Annotated in this window: 14 protein-coding genes and 1 pseudogene; 6 read left to right on the top strand and 9 right to left on the bottom strand. The window is 43.5% G+C overall.

All coding sequences use genetic code 11. The features are described from left to right. Positions 1 to 127: 127 nt before the first annotated feature. Together AACU28_RS01800 and AACU28_RS01805 are read left to right on the top strand one after the other, a co-directional pair. Entirely contained in the window at positions 128 to 1,111 is a 984-nt protein-coding gene (locus tag AACU28_RS01800; RefSeq protein WP_121602219.1) for an HAD family hydrolase, read from the top strand. Between the two features lie 247 nt (positions 1,112 to 1,358). Beyond that, the gene (locus AACU28_RS01805; protein WP_121602220.1) at positions 1,359 to 2,273 is read left to right on the top strand and encodes a LysR family transcriptional regulator; all 915 of its coding nucleotides are present in this window, start codon (positions 1,359 to 1,361) and stop codon (positions 2,271 to 2,273) included. Positions 2,274 to 2,363: 90 nt separating this feature from the next. Here the strand turns inward: AACU28_RS01805 and AACU28_RS01810 are convergent, their stop codons facing one another. Then, the gene (locus AACU28_RS01810) at positions 2,364 to 3,404 is read right to left on the bottom strand and encodes a DUF1214 domain-containing protein (RefSeq protein ID WP_121602221.1); all 1,041 of its coding nucleotides are present in this window, start codon (positions 3,402 to 3,404) and stop codon (positions 2,364 to 2,366) included. A 667-nt stretch (positions 3,405 to 4,071) separates the two neighbouring features. On the opposite strand from AACU28_RS01810, the gene AACU28_RS01815 reads away from it, so the two are divergent. After that, positions 4,072 to 4,308 carry a YdcH family protein gene (locus tag AACU28_RS01815; protein WP_004732244.1) on the top strand — a complete coding sequence of 79 codons (237 nt, stop codon included), beginning with the start codon at positions 4,072 to 4,074 and terminating at the stop codon, positions 4,306 to 4,308. A 192-nt stretch (positions 4,309 to 4,500) separates the two neighbouring features. Then, entirely contained in the window at positions 4,501 to 5,397 is an 897-nt protein-coding gene (locus AACU28_RS01820) for a LysR family transcriptional regulator (RefSeq protein ID WP_121602222.1), read from the top strand. A 102-nt stretch (positions 5,398 to 5,499) separates the two neighbouring features. Here AACU28_RS01820 and AACU28_RS01825 read toward each other — a convergent pair whose 3' ends face one another. The 8 genes and pseudogenes from AACU28_RS01825 to AACU28_RS01860 form a co-directional block, all read right to left on the bottom strand. Next, on the bottom strand, positions 5,500 to 6,309 hold the full coding sequence (locus tag AACU28_RS01825) for an SDR family NAD(P)-dependent oxidoreductase (protein WP_121602223.1): 810 nt from the start codon (positions 6,307 to 6,309) through the stop codon (positions 5,500 to 5,502). A 302-nt stretch (positions 6,310 to 6,611) separates the two neighbouring features. Next, a complete protein-coding gene (glpD, locus tag AACU28_RS01830) occupies positions 6,612 to 8,171 on the bottom strand; it encodes a glycerol-3-phosphate dehydrogenase (RefSeq protein WP_121602771.1) in 1,560 nt (519 codons plus the stop codon). A 268-nt stretch (positions 8,172 to 8,439) separates the two neighbouring features. Beyond that, on the bottom strand, positions 8,440 to 9,225 hold the full coding sequence (locus tag AACU28_RS01835; protein WP_004732237.1) for a DeoR/GlpR family transcriptional regulator: 786 nt from the start codon (positions 9,223 to 9,225) through the stop codon (positions 8,440 to 8,442). A gap of 292 nt (positions 9,226 to 9,517) precedes the next feature. Then, entirely contained in the window at positions 9,518 to 11,041 is a 1,524-nt protein-coding gene (gene glpK / locus AACU28_RS01840) for a glycerol kinase GlpK (RefSeq protein WP_065206658.1), read from the bottom strand. Between the two features lie 59 nt (positions 11,042 to 11,100). After that, positions 11,101 to 11,955 (bottom strand): MIP/aquaporin family protein, encoded by an 855-nt coding sequence (locus tag AACU28_RS01845; RefSeq protein WP_004732234.1) that lies wholly within the window; start codon positions 11,953 to 11,955, stop codon positions 11,101 to 11,103. Positions 11,956 to 12,542: 587 nt separating this feature from the next. Continuing rightward, a pseudogene (locus AACU28_RS01850) lies at positions 12,543 to 14,636 on the bottom strand (type I secretion system permease/ATPase); the annotation flags it as partial. Between the two features lie 104 nt (positions 14,637 to 14,740). Then, entirely contained in the window at positions 14,741 to 16,102 is a 1,362-nt protein-coding gene (locus tag AACU28_RS01855; RefSeq protein WP_183091169.1) for an HlyD family type I secretion periplasmic adaptor subunit, read from the bottom strand. After that, complete coding sequence (locus tag AACU28_RS01860) at positions 16,099 to 18,204, bottom strand: peptidase domain-containing ABC transporter (RefSeq protein WP_121602226.1); 2,106 nt, start codon at positions 18,202 to 18,204, stop codon at positions 16,099 to 16,101. Before AACU28_RS01860 ends, AACU28_RS01855 begins: the two co-directional genes overlap by 4 nt. 351 nt (positions 18,205 to 18,555) lie before the next feature. Here AACU28_RS01860 and rtxH point away from each other — a divergent pair, with 351 nt between their 5' ends. Both rtxH and rtxC read left to right on the top strand, forming a co-directional pair. Beyond that, a complete protein-coding gene (gene rtxH, locus AACU28_RS01865) occupies positions 18,556 to 18,900 on the top strand; it encodes a protein RtxH (RefSeq protein WP_004732223.1) in 345 nt (114 codons plus the stop codon). A 26-nt stretch (positions 18,901 to 18,926) separates the two neighbouring features. Continuing rightward, positions 18,927 to 19,388: an RTX toxin-activating lysine-acyltransferase RtxC gene (rtxC, locus tag AACU28_RS01870; protein ID WP_017078533.1), complete on the top strand. Its 462-nt coding sequence runs from the start codon at positions 18,927 to 18,929 to the stop codon at positions 19,386 to 19,388. Positions 19,389 to 19,392 lie beyond the last annotated feature (4 nt).

Below are 19,392 nucleotides of genomic sequence, written 5' to 3' on the forward strand. Positions count from 1 at the left end.
TCGTTTTACGTTTGTTCCAATACCAACATGAGTATTGGTTATAGTGTTCATAAGTGGAAAATCAGAGTAGAGCAACTAGGATGAATTACATTAAACCCGGTAATTAATTCAACAACATGGTAGTGCTATGAAGAAGATAACCCTTTTATCCGTCGCGATCTTATCCAGTATGTCTTTCTCATCTTTTGCTAAAGATTGTGATCCTAACTTGCTGCCATCTTGGAAGGACAGTGACAGTAAATCCGCCATCGTCGACTTTGTGGGCCAAGCCACCAAAGCTGAATCCGATACGTTCGTGGCAATTGAAGATCGTATCGCCGTATTCGATAACGACGGTACGCTTTGGTCAGAAAAACCTTACTACTTCCAACTAGCCTTTGCACTAGATCGTGTAAAAGAGATGGCGCCTGAACACCCTGAATGGAAAACAGAAGCACCGTTTAAGTTTGTACTTGAAGATGATATTGAAAGTGTTCTGGGCAGTGGCGAAGAAGGGTTATTGAAAATCATCATGGCGACACATTCTGGTATGACAGTAGAACAATACCAGCAAGACGTTGAGCAATGGTTGGCGGTAGCAAAAGATAAACGCTTCAATAAAGCCTACACAGACCTTACTTATCAGCCAATGAAAGAGATGCTGACTTACCTGCAAGAGCATGACTTTAATACTTACATTGTGTCGGGTGGAGGTGTTGATTTCATGAGAGCGTGGGCTCCGCAAGCTTACAACATTCCTACAGAACAGATCATCGGCAGCGCGCTTAAATACAACTACAGCTACAACGATGGCAAGCCGACGGTTACCAAGGATTCGTCCATTTTGACCATCGATGACAAAGCCGGAAAGGTCACCAATATTCAGCATATTATCGGTAAGAAGCCTATTTTAGCAGTAGGCAACTCAGACGGTGATCAAGCGATGATGCAGTGGGCAACGAGCCAACCCAACTCAATGGCTATGATTGTTCATCACACTGATGCTGAGCGAGAGTGGAAGTACGATCGTGAGTCCCATGTTGGCAAGCTTGATAAAGCGCTAGATGAGGCGAATTCCAGAGAGGATTGGACACTGATCGACATGAAATCAGATTGGTGTGAGGTGTACTAACGTCTAGTTTACACTCGGTAAAAACAATAAAGGCTCGGATTGTTGATTCGAGCCTTTTTTACAACAAGTATTTTCGAAGGAGCAGAGGGTAAGCGGGTTTGTATGAGTCACATACTTAGAAAAGAGTTAAAGATCGTTAAGCGAATCAATCGTCAAATGAGCCATAATGAGAGAGATATTCGCTAAGTTAGCTTTTATCGCTAGACGGCTAAATATCTCCCTGACCAAACTTTAATGACAGGTAACTATGAAACAATTGGATCTCAATTTAATCCGCGTTTTTCTGGTTTTGCTAGAAACTCAAAATACTCGCATTGCTGGCAATAAATTGGCGCTGAGTCAGCCCGCAGTGAGTAAAGCACTAGGGCGATTGAGAGAATACTTTGATGACGAATTGTTTACTCGTGTCCATTCAGGTTTGAAGCCAACTCCACGTGCGTTAGAGCTTGGTGAACGGCTGCCAATGATCATGGAAAGCTTGGACGACGTGATTCTTGAAACTCCAAGCTTTGACCCTGCCGAGTATCAAGGCAACATCACGATTGCGATTAACGGTTTTATCTCGAACTGGCTTGGTGCGCGTTTATGCCTTGGTCTCATTCAAGAAGCGCCCAATGCTCAAGTCAATATCGTTAATTGGGGCTCTCAAACGCTGAAAAAATTGTTGGATGGCGAGATACAAGCAGCTATCAACTTTTCTCCAATCGACACGAATAAGCAGTTTACCCATCAGATTATCGGTGAGGATGACTTTGTCGGGTTGGTTAAAACCGGCCATCCATTAGCTGGCAAAGTGATTTCACAGCAAGAGATAAATGAAGCGGAATACGCGAGTTTGGTGATACCGGGGTGGAATGATATTCAGCCTTATATCGCCAAGCATTTGTCGACAGAGCAGCTTAAAGTGAAAGCAAGAAGCTCGTATTTGCACACGCTATTAGAGGTCATTAAACAAAGTGACATGATTCTACCGTGTTCCAAGCAGCTTGCTCTTTATCTTCATGAAGAGTTCGATTATCTCTCTTTTCCTGATTATGCACCGGAAGAGCTCAAAAAAATCGTGCTGGTGGAATCTCATAACAAGAGAATGCACCCGATGAATCAATGGCTTAAGCGAAAAATTATCACTACCTCCCAAGCCATCATAAAAGAAAAGCAATAAGCCTCTCAAATGAGAGGCTAGGTTATTGTTAGCAGCTGTTATTGCCAGTTAATTAACACTAATTACTCGCAACTCAGTCGTTATTCCCCGCTACTTAGTCGTGACCTGTGGGAAGTTGTGCATCTCACCTGATGCTACCGCTTCATCGCTAGGACGGTATGCACGAACTGCAAAGTTCCAGCCATCATCGTTTACTTCAATCACGTTACTTGCAGCGTCACAGGTTTGCCCTTTTGGCGCAAAGTGAATCGTGTAAGAACCGTCTTTATTGGGTGTTGATGTCGTTGAATCAGCACTGTTGTTGTTCGTCATCAACCAGCCTTGGCTTGAATAGGCCGTAATTGACCAATAACCGCCTTCGTCATAACGTAATGAGGGTGCTTCAAACGTGATGTTTGCACACTCCGTTTTACCTGTGCCCGCTCGTGATGTATACACAGCATGCTCTGCTGGCATACCAGCCCAGCCCACCGCAGTACCAATCATAAACTGCTTGTTATCTGATGTTGCTGTGATGTTTGGTGTGAAGGCTTCTTCTGTCTTGATGTCATTAACTAGCTTCTCCCATTTTGCTCGGACGTTATCTCGAGAAGCATCATCCCAATCTGAAGCAGGTTCAAAAGGCTTAGCTGATTTCGCATTAATGACCGCCGCATCTTGCAGTCGATGCGCTTCATCTGCGCCAGCACTTGTTGCAGTTCGCATCAGTATGTAGATGTAGTCTGAACCTGCGATTTCTGAGTCGATGTAAATTTCTTCGCCACCATAAATGGCCATGTGGTTATCATGATTGTTATTGAAGATATGCATGATCTGGTACGCATCGCCTTCCGCCAGTTTGAATGTTGCGCCTTCTGAGACATCGACAACCGCGGTTGAATAGAGCAGGTCGGTGTTAGAGCGGATAATCATTTGGTTCTCTACCGTTACGTTCTCACGATTATGCTCAAAAACATTAACCGGTTGATGCTCTAACTGTTGAGTGAAGTAAAGGTCGCTTTCTGCACGAGCGAAGTTTTCGTCGGTTACTTCAACTGCTGCCATTGTTTGCATTGATGTGATGGTAATCAGTGTTGCTAAAATGGTCTTTTTCATATCGTTTACCTTGAGGTCGTCATTAGGAGATGGCACTAATGTATCGGTTTGGCGGTGATTCTAAAAATGAATTGATGTTATTTAGATAATAACTAAAAGGAATTGAAAGGCCGGTTTTTGTGAAGCTTAGAGAGAGTTCTGACTGTTTTTTGTTCGTTTGGTGAAAGTTTTTTGCAAGAAGACAGGTCGTTAGTTAATGAAGCGATGCTTTGTTCATTAACTAAGGCTTTATCGGCAGGTAAGGCTTTAGTTAATGACTGAGGTATCCGCACTTTTAAGCACTATGCTTTAGTCATGACTAAAAGAGGATTAATTATGAAATGGCTTATCTTATCTGTAACGCTATTGTTCGTGGCAGGATGCCAATCGACAGGCTCTGACACGTCTTCACATGATCAAATGAATCGAGTTCATTCTGGTGGTTGTAGCAGCTAATCCTTTTTTGAAAATACTTTTTAGCTGCTGTTATTATCATTTCTGTCACTGTTCTTATAAAGAACTCACCTCTACAAAGCCTTGCGATTACGTGAGGCTTTCTTCTATGTAAAACAATGCATCCCTGCCGATTTATGTTGTAAATTTGTGAATCTGAACTGTCTATATTCTAGGCTGTGTACTGGATCTCATTTGTTATTTGAGTCCCTTGCTAAGGTAAATAATGAATGTGTACTACCAATCACTTTACTCAACTTAAGAGGTTTCTATGCTAGGTGAAAATCACTCTCTTGTTCACGAATTTCCTGAAATGAAAGACAAAATTGCTGAGCTTGCTAAAACTGACGATGGCTTTGCAGCAGATATGAAGACATACGACAACCTTGATAAAGAGATTCGTAAACTAGAGCTGAAAGATTCACCCATTGATGACGGCTCGATGCACCAATTGAAACATGATCGTTCTGAGCTTAAAGATTCACTGCATGCTCGTTTAACGGGCTAGTGAGTTGGTAATTTTGCTGACTATCTAAATGGCGAATTACAGACTTAGACAAAAACTCCTTCGGGAGTTTTTTTTCGTTTTGGCTCAATCACTTCTTCACAATTCAACTGAGTTAATACGTTGTATTGTTATGTGAATGACGCATAATGAGGGTTACTGGTACACGATTTTTAAGATTTTATTGGTAATCTCATGAATATTGAACACCTCAAATTGTTTGTTCGTTTAGCTTCCACACACAACATCAGCATGGCTGGGCAAGAGCTTGGTTTATCTCCTGCTGTTGCAAGCTCGCACATCAGTAAACTGGAAGACAATTTAGGCGTTCGCTTGGTCCACAGAACCACTCGTAAGGTCTCTTTAACCGAAGAGGGGGAAGCATTCTTACCCCATGCTGAAGAAGTGCTATCGAGTGTGGATGCTGCCAAATCGGCGGTCGGTGTGGGCTGTGATTCTCCAACCGGAACGCTGCGAGTTACCGCATCTGCGTCTTTTGGACGTTTGCATCTTGTTCCTGCTTTACCTGGATTCTTAGAGCGCTACCCTGGGTTAAAAGTCGATCTCAGGCTATCAGACTCGATGGTGGATGTTGTTGAAGGTGGCTTTGATATCGCGATTCGCATCTCGGAGCTGAAAGACTCGACACTGATTGCCCGAAAACTTGCGACAGACAAGCGTATTGTGTGTGTATCGCCTGATTACTTAATCAAATATGGTAAGCCAGCCACACCTCGAGATCTTAATGATCATCAGTGTATTAGCTTAATTGGTTTAGAAAACTGGACGTTCAATACTGAAAGCGGGCCTAAGACGATTAAGGCATCTGGGTCGTTCAGGGCAGATAACGGAGAAGCACTGCGTGATGCAGCCTCAGGTGGTATGGGTATCACGGTGACATCGAATTGGTGTGCCTATGAACAACTGAAAAGCGGTCAGCTGGTTCAAATATTAGAAGATTACCCATTAACCTCAGAACCTGCAATTTGGGCTGTGTACCCAAGCACAAGATTACTTGCACCAAAGGTGAGAGCCTTCATCGACTACTTCTCTGAATATTATGGCAACCCGCCGTATTGGGAACAAACGTAGAGTCAGATCGATTTAACGAACAAGCCCTACGTGACTAAGTTATGCGTTAGTCACGTAGGGCTTTTTTCTTGGAATCAGAAAATCACTTGAGCATAGCTGTCATTAAGAAAGCGTTGCTTTGATGATCTCTTCAATTTTAGCGACAATTTGCTGTGATTTATCGCCGTAAATCGCATCTGGGTGCGGGTTCGCAAACGTGTTGTTGTCGTTATCAAAGTATTGACCGCCTGCTTGTGCGAACTCATCAGACAATGATGCGCGAACCAGAATATCAGAACCGATGCTTAGGTCGCCGCCTGCAATGCCATAAGCGTCTTTCACCATCTTACTGCCTAGTAATGAAGCTGGGTTGACCGCAACCACCATTGGCCCTGTAGAGCCTAACTCTTTTGCCATCTCGCGAGTCCACATGGTGATCGCGAGCTTGCTTTGTGCGTAAGCGTCGCCATCAGACATTGGTTTTTTACCTTCTAGCGCTTCGATGTTCACTGCTGCTTGCGCGGCTGAAGACAGGTTCACCACTCGGCTAGATGCATCGAGTACAGGTAGCAAACGTTTAGTCAGATGGTATGGTGAAATGGTATTCACAACAAAACGAACATCTAAACCGTCTTTAGTGATTGGGTTCGGAGTGTTGAACACACCTGCGTTGTTAATCAGTACATCAATCTTATCGTGCTCAGCAATTATTTCGTCAGCTAACGCATCCACATCGGCCAGAACAGACAAGTCTGCCACATAACTTTGAATTTTCGCTTCATCAGAGATAGCCACAAGCTGTTGCTCTACGTCTTTGAGCTTGCTTGGGTTACGTCCATGCAATAAAACGTGGTGACCTTGTTGAACAAGTACTTTTGCCGTTTCGAAGCCGATACCATCGGTAGAGCCTGTGATCAGAATAACTTTTTGCATGGAATAGATTCCTTATTAAAGCGCTGACATAGTGAGCGTTTCTAAATGTGTCGTTTCGTTGAGGTAAAGAATAGCAATCTTTTGTAAAGTTGATAATCAAGCTGATTAATAAAACACTATTTAGTTTTTATTGAAAATGGGGGAGTGAACAAAGCCTCAGTCCGTGCGAAGGAGACGATCAATCGAGAGATTTATCTGATCGAGTTCTTAGGCCGGAATAGCCGGCAATAAAAAAGCTTAGCGCGGGGGACGCTAAGCTTCGTTGTTAAATATGTTCTTGAACCATGTTTAGGCTGGTGGGGTTAGCCTACTTGAGAAAAGCTTACAACCTTGCTTTGTAGCTTCTCTTTCAGGTAATCCGTCACCGCTTGCTGCTCGGATTCGCTCATGTACAGGCCAAGTTTGGTTCTGCGCCACAAGATATCTTCGTCAGTCATCGCCATCTCTTCATTGATCAAGTAATCGATTTCAACTTGATAAACGCCATGCGCTTCGCTTGAGAATTGGATGCCAAGGTCAGCTTCGCTATTTGCGCCTTCCAGTAGCTTCCACGTGTAAGTACCAAATTGAGTCACGTAGCGAAGTAACAACGCTTCAGATGCCCAAGGGTATTTAGTGTGGATCATCTTCGCAAGTTGCTCTCTGCTGCAACTAAAGTTACCACCTGGAAGCGTGTCGTTCGCTGTCCATGGCGCACCCATGTTGGTTAGGTGCGGCTCAAGCTTCTTAAGTGCCGCTTCGCCGAGTTTACGATAAGTAGTTAACTTGCCACCGAAGATCGAAAGCAGTGGTGCTTGATCAAGCTCTGCGTCCAATTCCAATGTGTAGTCACGAGTGATCGCTTGTGGTGAATCCGATTCGTCGTCACAAAGCGGTCTTACGCCACTGTATGTCCAAACCACGTCTTCACGGCCAAGCTGTTTAACAAAGTGCTGGTTAACGATATCAATCAAGTAATCCACTTCGACATCATCAATTGCGACGTTACGAGGGTCGCCTTTGTATTCAAGGTCGGTGGTGCCGATGATCGAGAACTTATCTAGGTAAGGGATCATGAACACAATACGATTGTCTTTGTTTTGCAGAATATACGCTTGTGGTTCGTCGTGAATGCGTGGCACAACGATGTGTGAGCCTTTGATCAGACGAATATTACGAGGCGAAGCCTGCTCTAATCCATCATCGAAGAACTGCTTAACCCAAGGGCCTGCAGCGTTAACCAGTGCTCTTGCTTTGCGTTCAAAGCGTTGGTTTGTCATCACATCAAGGATCGTCACATGCCAAATACCACCTTCGCGGTGCGCTTTTTCAACACGGCAGTAGTTACGTACTTCTGCGTTGTTTTCTTTTGCTGCCAACACGTTGAGCAATACCATACGAGCATCATCAACCCAGCAATCTGAGTATTCGAAGCCTGTCTTCATTTCTGGTTTCAGTAGGCCCGATTTCGCTAGGTTGACTGTCTTACTTCCAGGAAGAGTGGTGCGCTTACCCAAGTTATCGTAAAGGAATAGGCCACAGCGAATCATCCAAGCTGGGCGTAAAAATGGTCGATGAGGTAAACGGAAACGCATTGGCTGAGCAACGTGAGGCGCTTTTCTTAACAAGACTTCACGTTCAGCGAGTGCTTCCGAAACCAAACGAAATTCGTAATGTTCAAGGTAGCGTAGGCCACCGTGGATAAGCTTTGAGCTAGCAGAAGACGTCGCAGACGCGAAATCATTTGCTTCGTATAAGCCAACGTTTAGACCACGACCTGCTGCATCTGCCGCGATACCTGCACCATTGATGCCGCCGCCAATCACGATCAAGTCTAAAGTGGAAGATGTACTGTTGTTTGAATTATTTTGTTGAGCACTCATGGTTTTGACCTCTTCTGAGCGAACGAGCATTTTAGAACATAATTGAATCCTATATGAACTTTCGTTTGCGGTCATTTATTATTTTCGTTTATGCGCGTTTTATGTGATTTGGGCATAAAAAAACCTCTGCTTATGAAAGCAGAGGTTCAAATAAGTCTAATTCGAGCATAGAAGCGACAGTGGTAGTGAGCAAGTTTTACTTTTTTAACTTTTCTATAAAGAATCGTGATTCATTTAAGAAAGTGGCTCACTGAGCACTTATGTTGAGTTATTCGCTCACAGGACGAGCGGTATCGATCACTTCTAATGGTATTGCTGAATCTTTAAGGATGTTGAGAATCTCTTCTGGTGGCTGTTTATTGGTAAAGACCATGTGCGCTTGAGAGATATTACCGAGCTTAACCATCGCGTTACGGCCAAACTTAGTGTGGTCGACGGCTAAGAAGATGCTGCGACTGTTTTCGATGATGGCTTGTTTCACACGAACTTCGTGGTAATCAAAGTCGAGCAGTGAGCCATCAAAGTCGATGCCGCTGATGCCCAAAATACCGAAATCAAGGCGGAACTGCTTCACGAAATCGAGTGTTGCTTCGCCAACTATACCGCCATCACGGTTTCTCACTTCGCCACCCGCCAAGATAACCTTGATCTCTGGGTTCGGTAGAAGGATGCTGGCAACGTTAATGTTGTTGGTGACGACTCTTAGTTGTTTGTGGTTTTTGTTGAGTGCGCGTGCCACCGATTCTGGCGTGGTACCGATATCAACGAATAGGGTTGCACCATCTGGGATGTGCTTAACCAGTTCGTCGGCGATCACGTCTTTTTCGTTGAAGTTAAGCGCTTTACGCGTGTTATACGAGGTATTTTCCGAGCTTAAAGGAATGGTTGCACCACCATGATAGCGACGAATTTTGTTGCTATCGGCTAGTTCATTGAGGTCTCGTCTGATGGTTTGTGGGCTGACATCGAACTTTTCAACGAGCTCTTCGGTACTCACATATCCTTGTGTTTTTACCAGATCTACAATCTGCTGGTGTCTTGGTATCTGCTTCACTTAACTTACCACTCCCTGCGCGCAAAGGGCTCTAGCGCGTCAAAATCGAAAATATAAACTCACGCTATTGTGCTCGAATTGATGAAAAGAGAGAAGTAATGATGGTAAGGAATCATGTCTAAACCGCAAAAACGCTGCGCAAAACGCGGAATTTGAGCCTGAAACGCAAAAAAGAGCACAAAATAGTGCTCTTTTTAGTTTCGTTTGCTGAGGTTCGAACAATCAAGTCGATTAGATTACTCGAGTTCCTAGATCAGCGGCTAATGATTAACGATTAGCTGAGTACTCAGTATCACTCGTTGTCATCGTCATCGTGTAGCTCAGACCAAACCTGTGCACACTTGATAGCACGTTTCCAACCTTTGTAACGGCGGTTACGCTTCTCTTCGTCGTGGTGCGGCATGAATGTGCGGTCAAGAACGGCTTTGTCTTGAAGCTCATCAATACTGTCCCAGAAACCAACCGCTAGGCCGGCAAGGTAAGCGGCACCCAGAGCGGTTACTTCCGTTACTTCAGGGCGGTGAACTTCAGTATCTAGCACATCAGATTGGAATTGCATTAGGAAGTTATTCGCTACTGCGCCGCCATCAACACGTAGTTTCGCTAGCTTGATGCCTGAGTCAGCTTGCATCGCGTCTAGTACGTCACGCGTTTGGTAAGCAATACCTTCCAACGTTGCACGGATGATGTGGTTAGAGTTAACACCACGAGTCAGGCCAACAATCGTACCGCGAGCGTAAGCATCCCAGTATGGTGCGCCTAAACCAGTAAACGCAGGGACTACGTAAACGCCGTTTGAAGAATCTACTTTGGTTGCGAAGTACTCAGAGTCTTCTGCGCCAGCCAGTAGCTTCATTTCATCACGTAGCCATTGGATTGATGCGCCGCCCATGAATACCGCACCTTCAAGTGCGTATGCAGGCTCACCTTTAGGACCACATGCTAGCGTTGTTAGTAGGCCGTTCTTTGATGTTACTTTCTCTTGGCCTGTGTTCATTAGAAGGAAACAACCTGTGCCGTAAGTGTTCTTAGCTTGGCCTGCTTCTACACACATTTGACCGTAAAGCGCAGCTTGTTGGTCACCGGCAATACCCGCGATTGGGATACGCGTACCGCCTTTACCACCAAGGTTCGTTTGACCGTAAACCTCTGAAGAGCGCTTCACTTCAGGCATCATGACTGCTGGAATGCCCATTTCATCAAGTAGCTTCTGGTCCCAGCATAGGTCATTGATGTTGAACAACATAGTACGTGACGCGTTGGTGTAATCCGTAACGTGAACACGTCCTTGAGTCATTTTCCAAACCAGCCAAGTATCAACCGTACCGAACAGTAGTTTGCCAGCTTCAGCGTCTTCACGAGCGCCTTCAACGTTGTCTAGAATCCATTTTACTTTGGTACCTGAGAAATACGGGTCAAGGACTAGGCCTGTATTGTCACGTACGTAGTCTTCTAGGCCACGCGCTTTAAGGTCTTCACAGATGTCTGCTGTGCGGCGACACTGCCATACGATTGCGTTATAAACAGGCTTGCCTGTCTCTTTGTTCCAAACAATGGTGGTTTCACGTTGGTTCGTGATACCAATGCCCGCTAGCTCATCGCTGCGGATGCCTGCTTTAGCAAGAGCTTCAACCAATGTAGAGCTTTGAGTCGCCCAGATTTCCATTGGATCATGCTCAACCCAACCCGCTTTCGGGTAAATCTGAGTGAATTCTCGTTGAGAAGAGCTAACGATGTTTGCATCGTGATCGAGGATTACAGCGCGAGAACTTGTGGTGCCTTGGTCTAGGGCAACAATGTATTTTTGCTCGGTCATGGTAAGAATCCTTTTTCTTTCGTTATTTATATTTTAGTAAATGTAAGGTCGCTTAGGGATTAAGCTTGAGCTTGTTCAGCTTCTTCTTCTGTTTCACATTGGTTTGGAATTGTGCAGCCTTGGCCTTCTACTGGTAGGTAAGCACCGATAACACGTGGGTACAACCAACCACCAAAACACGCACCAGCAATTGGAGCAAGAATTGGAACGATGAAGTAAGGAATATCACGAGCACCGCTTAGTGCGAAATCCCAACCTGCAAAGTAAGCAAAAAGTTTTGGCCCAAAGTCACGAGCAGGGTTCATTGCAAAGCCAGTCAGTGGACCTAAAGAACCACCAATTACTGCGATAAGAATACCGATCAGTAGAGGGTTCATTGCACCGCGAGATGCGCCGTTGTTCTCATCACCTAACGCTAAAATGGCAAACATCAACACTGCAGTAATCACGAATTCCACAGCAAAAGCGCCGAAGAAAGAAAGTGAAGCATGTGGGTAAGTCGAGAAGATACCAGCAGTTGATAGTGCGTCTTGGCTGCTACGAACGAAGTTATGTGCGATTTCGTAGTCAGTAAATAGGTTGCTGTACAGGCTGTAAACCAATGCTGCAGAGCAGAAAGCGCCAAGCAGTTGCGAAATGATGTAAGGCACCACTTTCGCTTTATCGAAGCCATGGAACATGGCCAGTGCAATCGTTACGGCTGGGTTGATGTGCGCGCCTGAAACGCCGGCAGTACAGTAAATTGCAATCGCAACACCGAAGCCCCAGATGATGCTGATTTCCCATTGTCCGAATGTCGCACCAGTTAGTACCAGTGCTGCCACACAGCCAACGCCGAAGAATATGAGTAATCCTGTGCCGATAAATTCAGCCAAGCATTGCCCAAATAAAGAAGGGTGTTTGTTTGTTGTCATGTTCGAGTCCTTTTTAGTTTTGCTTATCTAGCACGTGTATTGTGCATATATTTGCGAACTCGAAAATAAACGAACATTAAAAGTGAGCGTTTGAGCATAAAATTGTTAATTAAAGTCACTTGAAATGTTAATCCGAACACTTTTGCTCGATAAAGATGCTCGCATGAACGTCATTGCTCGAATTGATAGGTTGCGAAGCCGCTCAAACTACCTATATGTAAATGAATGCGCAACTGGTACGAGGAGTTTATGTTTAGATTTGTGATGCTACTTCGTGAGTGGCGGATTATTAGACTTAATTAGGGAGGGCTGTGTGATGTTTTTGCTATGTAACAAGGGCGTTAACAAATGAGCTTATATGCATAAATGAATAAACTGCCAACTATGTTGTAGTTTGGCAGTTTTAATAGTTAGTCAGTTCATGGCTTTTAACTTACCGTAGTTGATTAACAACAAGTTATAAAGAATTGTCTACGATCGGTGTTTGAGACTCTAGTTATTGAACGATGTTTGATATTGAATTAATCAAATACAGATACTCAGGTACAGCCTAAGTTCGAGTTTCTCTCGCAATAGATACGATAATTTTATTCCCCTATCTGTTGTTTCCAGAGTTTGGCATAAAGCCCTTCTTTCTCAACCAGCTCATCGTGAGTTCCGTTTTCACACACTTGGCCTTTATCAAGAACTAGAATGTTATCCGCATGACGAAGAGTGTTGAGGCGGTGTGCGATGCTAATTACGGTTCTACCTCGACAGATCTCGTCCATGTTGCTCATGATGGCAGCTTCAGAGTTATAATCGAGAGCAGAAGTCGCTTCATCAAGCAGCAAAATTCGAGGGTTTACGAGTAAGGCTCTTGCCAATGCGACACGTTGACGCTGACCACCAGATAGAGAAGAGCCTTTCTCACCAACCGGTTGATCGAATCCGTGGGGAAGCTCTTCAATAAATTCTAGAGCGCCAGCAAGTTGCGCTGCGTGGCGCATCTCTTCATCTGAAGCTTGTGGCTTACTTAGGCGAATGTTATCTTCAACACTTCCTGAGAAAAGAATGCTGTCTTGCAACACAACACTCATATTTCGGCGTAACGATATAGGGTCCGCGATAGCTAGGTCCATACCGTCGACCAACACTTGACCATGCTGGGGAACATACAAGCGTTGTAGTAGCCGGGTTATGGTGCTTTTCCCTGAGCCCGATGGGCCTGTAATACCGATAAATTGCCCTGGTTTTATTTCTAATGAGAGGTTAGCTAGTACCTCTGGAGCGTCTTCGTGGTAACGGAATCTAATGTTGTGAAACTCTATGCCACCATTGAGTTCAGGGACAGAAGCTAGCCCCTGTTTACTGTTTTCTTTTGGTTCATCAAGAATGTCACCCACTCGCTTCAATGCAATGAGAGTATGTTGAAAGTCTTGCCAAATTTGAGCAAGTCTAAGTACCGGTTGGGTAACATGACCAGCTAACATATTGAATGCGACCAATTCACCGGGCGTTAGCTCACCATTTAGTACAGCGCTGACTCCCCACCATAGCAATAATGCGGCGGTAAGCTTTTGGATAAGTGCGATGCTTTGCCCTGCGATTAACCCAGACTTTTGAGCATCGAAACTACGCTTTAGTTGCTGGCTGAGTATGCGTTGCCATTGATGTAAGAATCGATGTTCAGTCGCAGTTGTTTTAATGGTTTCAATGCCTGTTACTGCTTCAGTTAAAAAGGTTGTGGCGTCGGCGTCTGATTCGTATTCTGATTCCACTTTTTTTCTTATTAAGGGGCCAGCGATAAGCCAAAGTAAGAAGTAGATGATCAATGAACCGATGACTAACCAAGTCAGAGTACTAGCATAGTGGAACATGACGGCGATAAAGACAGCCACAAAAATTAAGTCGAGTACTAACATTAACGTCGAACCCGTTAAAAACTGACGGATTTGTGCCATTTCACGAACTCGCGCAATGATTTGCCCGGTTTGTCTCTGCTTAAAATAAGTGAGTGGAAGGCCAACTAAGTGACGATAAAGGCGCCCTGATAGCTCTGCATTAACCTGACTCGCCAAATGACCAAAGACGGTATTGCGTAAGTAGCTGTATGCTGGTTCAGCAATAGCTAATGCGAGCATGGCCATTGCGAGCACATGAAGACTTGATAAACTGCGACCTACTAGTACTTTGTCGATGACATTTTGAAATAGCAACGGGCTTACTAGTGCGAATATCTGAAGTGCAATAGCATAGAAAAACACATCACGCATCTGGCTCTTTTGACGCCAAATAGAGGGGGCAAACCAACTAAGGCCAAATTTCACTTCTTTGTTACTTAGTCTTTCATCCGCGACCAGCATTACCTTGTACATCGATAATTGACTACTCAGACTAAGCTCACTCTGTTGGTCTAATTGAGTGGTTGGGTCATATAAAAGAGAGGAACCATCAGCTGACTTTGTGAGTACTTTCCAACTATTGTCGATTTCAATTAAAACGGGTAGTGGAAGGGTATCTAACTCGTTTGATTTTACTTTCGTTACTTGACTTTTCAGGCCGATATAATCCGCCGCTTCCCTTATTTGCATGTCGCTCAAATTGGAATGATTGACACCCAATGCATGTTTTAGCTGTGTTTTAGTCGATTTCTTGTGAAAGTGATTTCCGGCATAAACGACGGCGTCTATTCCGCCATTATCTTTTGTGGCAGATATATCTTGATTGCTAGAGGTATCTTGAGTGCAAGATGTATCTTGGGCGATAGGCACATCTTGTGTTGTTGATAAGGTCATATCCATTCTCATCTCTCTCGTAGCGACTCAGCTTGGTATTCACGTATTGGGCTAAGTATATAGTCGATAACTCGGCGCTTATCCGTTTTGATTTCTGCAACAACGGACATACCAGGCGTTAGCTCAACGCTTTCTCCGTTAATTAAGATATTGTTATTGATGAGTTTAACTTGGGCTGGGAAAACAAGCCCTAAACGTTCATCCGTGGTCGAATCACGAGAAATACTTAACAACTCCGCTTCGATAGTGCCGTAGCGAGTATATGGAAACGCATCTACTTTTACGGTCACTGACTGTCCGGGATAAACAAAACCTACATCTTTGTTGAGAATCTGTATCTCTGCTTGCTGAACGGAATTTCCAGGGACAATAATCATCAAGTTTTGTGCAGGTTGAAGTACCGCGCCTAGCGTATAAATGCTGAGTTGCTGCACCGTGCCATCGACAGGGGAGCGGATTATTTCTAATTGTTCACGCTCACGAACTTTAGATAACTCCTGAGCTAACCCAACCAACTGCAACTTTGCTTGCTTTCGTTTCTCAAGCCACTCTCTTTGCTTTTGTGTTTTGAAACCGGTTAACCTCTCTTCAAGGCTGTGATATTGGGATTTCAAAACCTCTAATTCAGCTCGCTGCTGAGACACTTGACGCTGAACCTCCAGTAGCTCTTTTTCTTGCTCTAGATACTCTACGTGTCCAATGACTTTTATTTGATTCAACGTTTTTCGTGCCGCGAGTCTTTGGCTAATATTTTCGGTCAACTGAATTAAAGCGTTGATATCGCTTTGACGGGCTGCCTGTGATGCATTATTGACGTGCATTTCTGCCTTGATACTTGCAAGAGTCGACTCGTACTCGCGTTTCTCGCTAAGGTAGTTTTCATTGATTAATGTCTGCTGTGCCGATGGTAAGGTCGAAAATAGAAGGTCTTTAGAGAGTGGAAGGCCACTGTTCAGAGATCGGTAGCGAACTAACTCATTTGTCTGATATTCGGATTGAGTGATGAGACGTGTAATATCTTGATTAATGCCTAGGGTGTCGAGAGTAAGAAGTGGCGCGCCTTTATCAACTCGCTGCCCGTCCTTAACGTGAATGGAGAGGACTCTACTTTGTTCATAAGATTGAATTACTTGTGAACGTCCAGAGACAACGAAACGCCCGGTTGCTGTCGCTTGTACGTCCAGTTTTCCCCAATACGCCCAAAGCAATACCGCCATTACCCCTAGGCTAAGAGTGATTGCCGTTAAACGAGCAAATGGTGAAGGAGGGCGCTGTGACAAAGCGAGGTGTGCAGGCAAAAACTCGTAGTGGTTCTCTGCGGCTTGGTTGAACTTGAATCTAGCCAAGAATTGCTTGATTACGCTTTTCATGCGTTTGAATCCTCTTGTTTGAGCTCTTGTTGAAGTTGCCACAACTGTTTGTACTGTTTACCCAACGTTAATAATTGTTGGTGGCTGCCTTGCTCGACGATACTCCCTTGGTGAAGAACAATAATTCGATCACAATCTCGTACGGTGGATAATCGGTGAGCGATAGTAATGACCGTTCGGCCCTTTGCGATGTTCGCCATATTGGATTGAATCAACGCCTGTGATTCATCGTCAAGTGCACTAGTAGCTTCATCTAAAATAATGATTTTGGGGTTAGAAAGCAGAGTTCGTGCAATCGCGAGCCGTTGCTTCTGCCCGCCAGAAAGAGATTGCCCGCCTTCGGCTAATATCGTGTCATAGCCAATTGGGAGCTTCATAATAAACTCGTGGGCTCCAGAGAGCTTCGCCGCTTCGATAACCTCTTCTAAGCTTGCCTCAGGTTTTGATTGGGCAATATTCTCGCAAACGCTTTTGTTAAATAAATAGTTTTCTTGCAGCACTATGCCGATTTGTTGGCGCAGTTGCTGAATACTAATTTGATTCAGTGGAGTGTCATCAACCGTGATTAACCCTTGCTCTGGGTTGTATAGTCGCAGTAATAATCGAGCTAAGGTGCTTTTCCCAGAACCAGATGTGCCGACAACGCCTAAGGTTTCTCCTGCTTGTATATCCAAAGATAAATTATGGAGAGTAGGAGGGGTATCAAGTTGGTAACGAAACAGAACGTTTTTGAAAGAAATAGCCCCTTGCATTGTCACCATGTCGTTACCTGTATGTTGTTCTACCGGCAAATTGAGCATGTCTCCTAATTTCTCTAACGCTACGCGGGTTTGAATAAACTGCCCCCATAGTTCGACCATACGAGATAAGGGTTGAGCGATGTGATTCGTCATCATGTTGAAGGCAATGAGTTGGCCAATAGTCATCTCCAATGACAATACTTCAGTTGCTCCTAGCCATAAAATACCGACACTGGTTACCTTCTGTATAAGTTGAACAGCATGATTAGAGCGATTGTTGATTTGTTGGACTACGTATCCAGTAGAAACCATTTTTTCTGTTTGTTCGTCCCAACGGCGAACAAAGCGTGGCTCTACGGCTAAGCTTTTTAGAGTTTCACTGCCAGCCACTGTTTCTGTTAGAAATGAGGTGTTTGCAGCAGCATGTGTAAATTGCTCTTCTACCGCTGTTTGCATTCGAGGCGTAAGCCACCAAGCGAGCAATACATAAAGAGGAATGGTTGCAATAAATAACCATGTGAGGGTCGACGAAAGTAAGCTCATTACGTAGAGAAAGACAAACATGAACAAGAACTCGATAGTTAAAGTGAACATAGAGCCTGTCAAAAATTCTCGTACGGTATCGAGCTCACGCACTCGAGTTACGATAGCGCCTACTTGGCGTGTTTTGAAGAACATCAAAGGAAGGCCAAGTAAGTGCTTTACTAATTTAAGCCCCAATTGAATATCAATTCTATTGGCTGTGTGCGCATATTGATATTCGCGCAAGCCGCGAAGTATAACCTCTACAATGCCAGTGATCACAAGCCCTATCACAAGCACGTCAAGGGTTGACCAAGCTTGATGTACAAGCACTTTATCCATCACAACCTGAAAAAATAGCGGTGAGATTAAGGCGAGTATTTGCAATACAAAAGAAAACAAAAAAATTTCCCCGAGTATTCTTTTGTGTTGCAAAAACTCAGGAATGAACCAGGTGATATCAAAACGTGATTGAGGTTGTTTTATTTCAAGCCAACTTTTATTCCATATCGAGTTGATTTTATCATAAGAAATAACTTCAGGAGATTCTTTATTAGGGTTTTGTATTAAACAAGATCCTTTATTAGTCTTAGCTAAAACAAATGGTAACCCTTGAGCATCAAATAGAATAACAGGTGTTGTTATATTGTTAATTTTTTTTGTTTTTGAGCGTTTAATTACAACATTAACTTTGTTGTTTATTTGTATTTTCTTCAATTCATCGTTGAAGTTTTTTGATTCTTCAGTTGTGTTCTTTATATTAGTTATGTCTTTTTTTACGCCTAAAATACTTAAGTATAGGTTTATACACTTCAGGGTTAGAACTTCATTTTGTGTCATTATTTAAGCTTCATTGCTGATTTTTATGATGTTTAAAAAAGGGCGGCATAGTATCAGCACCTTAGAAACTCTTCAAATTTATATTTACTAATAAGAAAAATAAAACATGCAACATTTTTCTTGGAAAATGCATTGTTTATTTTTTTTATTATGATAATGAGATTTTTAAGTTTTTCAATTAATAGAATATATACTCTAAAACAAAAATAAAAGTAAGTTGATTCAAGTTTTTTTGAGGTGTAAAATTAATTTATAAAACGCAATTAATTCTTATTTTGTGTTTTTCTATTTTAATAATAGTTGTTTCCATGGCTAATCAAGCCGTTGTATATAATTAATCGGGTTTAATTTATGACAGAAAAGTTTGTTCAAACAGTATCTAGTGTTAATTACAATAAAGGTGTTTTCTCTCTTTATTTCGTAGGTCAAGATCAAAACAATATGGCTAGCGGCGTAATGGCTGAAAATGATGGTGACCTCGAACTTAAACAAGTCGTTCATATGCCAGCTTCTGGTTTTATGTATATGGTCTCAATGGTTAAAAATATGCTCGAAGATCCTCGCATGTCGGCAGAATTTGACAAGCTAGTTGCAGCAGGTTTTTTACCTTCAGACGAGCCTAATGTTGAGCAGACTGAAGAAGTGCAGACAGAAGAAAAACCTGCGCCAAAGAAGAGAGCTTCTAAAGCTAAATAATAGCTGTATTCGGTGATATAGAGCCTATGTCTATTACACATCAATCAGCAAATCTTACCTTAGCTCAAATTAAAAATTTAATTGGTGGGGTGATGTTGTTAAGTCAGCATTCTCCTCTCCACAGCAGATACGTTGTTGCTGAATGGCAGCAGCGCATTATGCCGGCGTTTGAGCTAAACCAGTTTTGCTATTACGAAGATGAACAAGGTCGCCCAATTGCATTTTGTAATTGGGCGTTTTTGTCTGAGCAGAGTCGAGATGCACTGCTATCAGGGAATCGAGAAATCTCTTTATCTGACTGGAGGTCCGGTCAGCATATTTATATTCCAGAGATGATAGCGCCATTCGGGCATGGTCGAGAGGTCGTAAATGACCTTCGACGCCGTGTATTCCTTCCGTGGAAGGGGCAGAAAGTTTGCACTGTCCGCGGCAAGGTCGATGTTCAAAATGATCGCTGTATCAGAAAAGTACAGTGGTTTTCTATTTAACCCA

This window comes from Vibrio sp. SBT000027 (genome assembly GCF_963894355.1).
Classification (GTDB): domain Bacteria; phylum Pseudomonadota; class Gammaproteobacteria; order Enterobacterales; family Vibrionaceae; genus Vibrio; species Vibrio splendidus.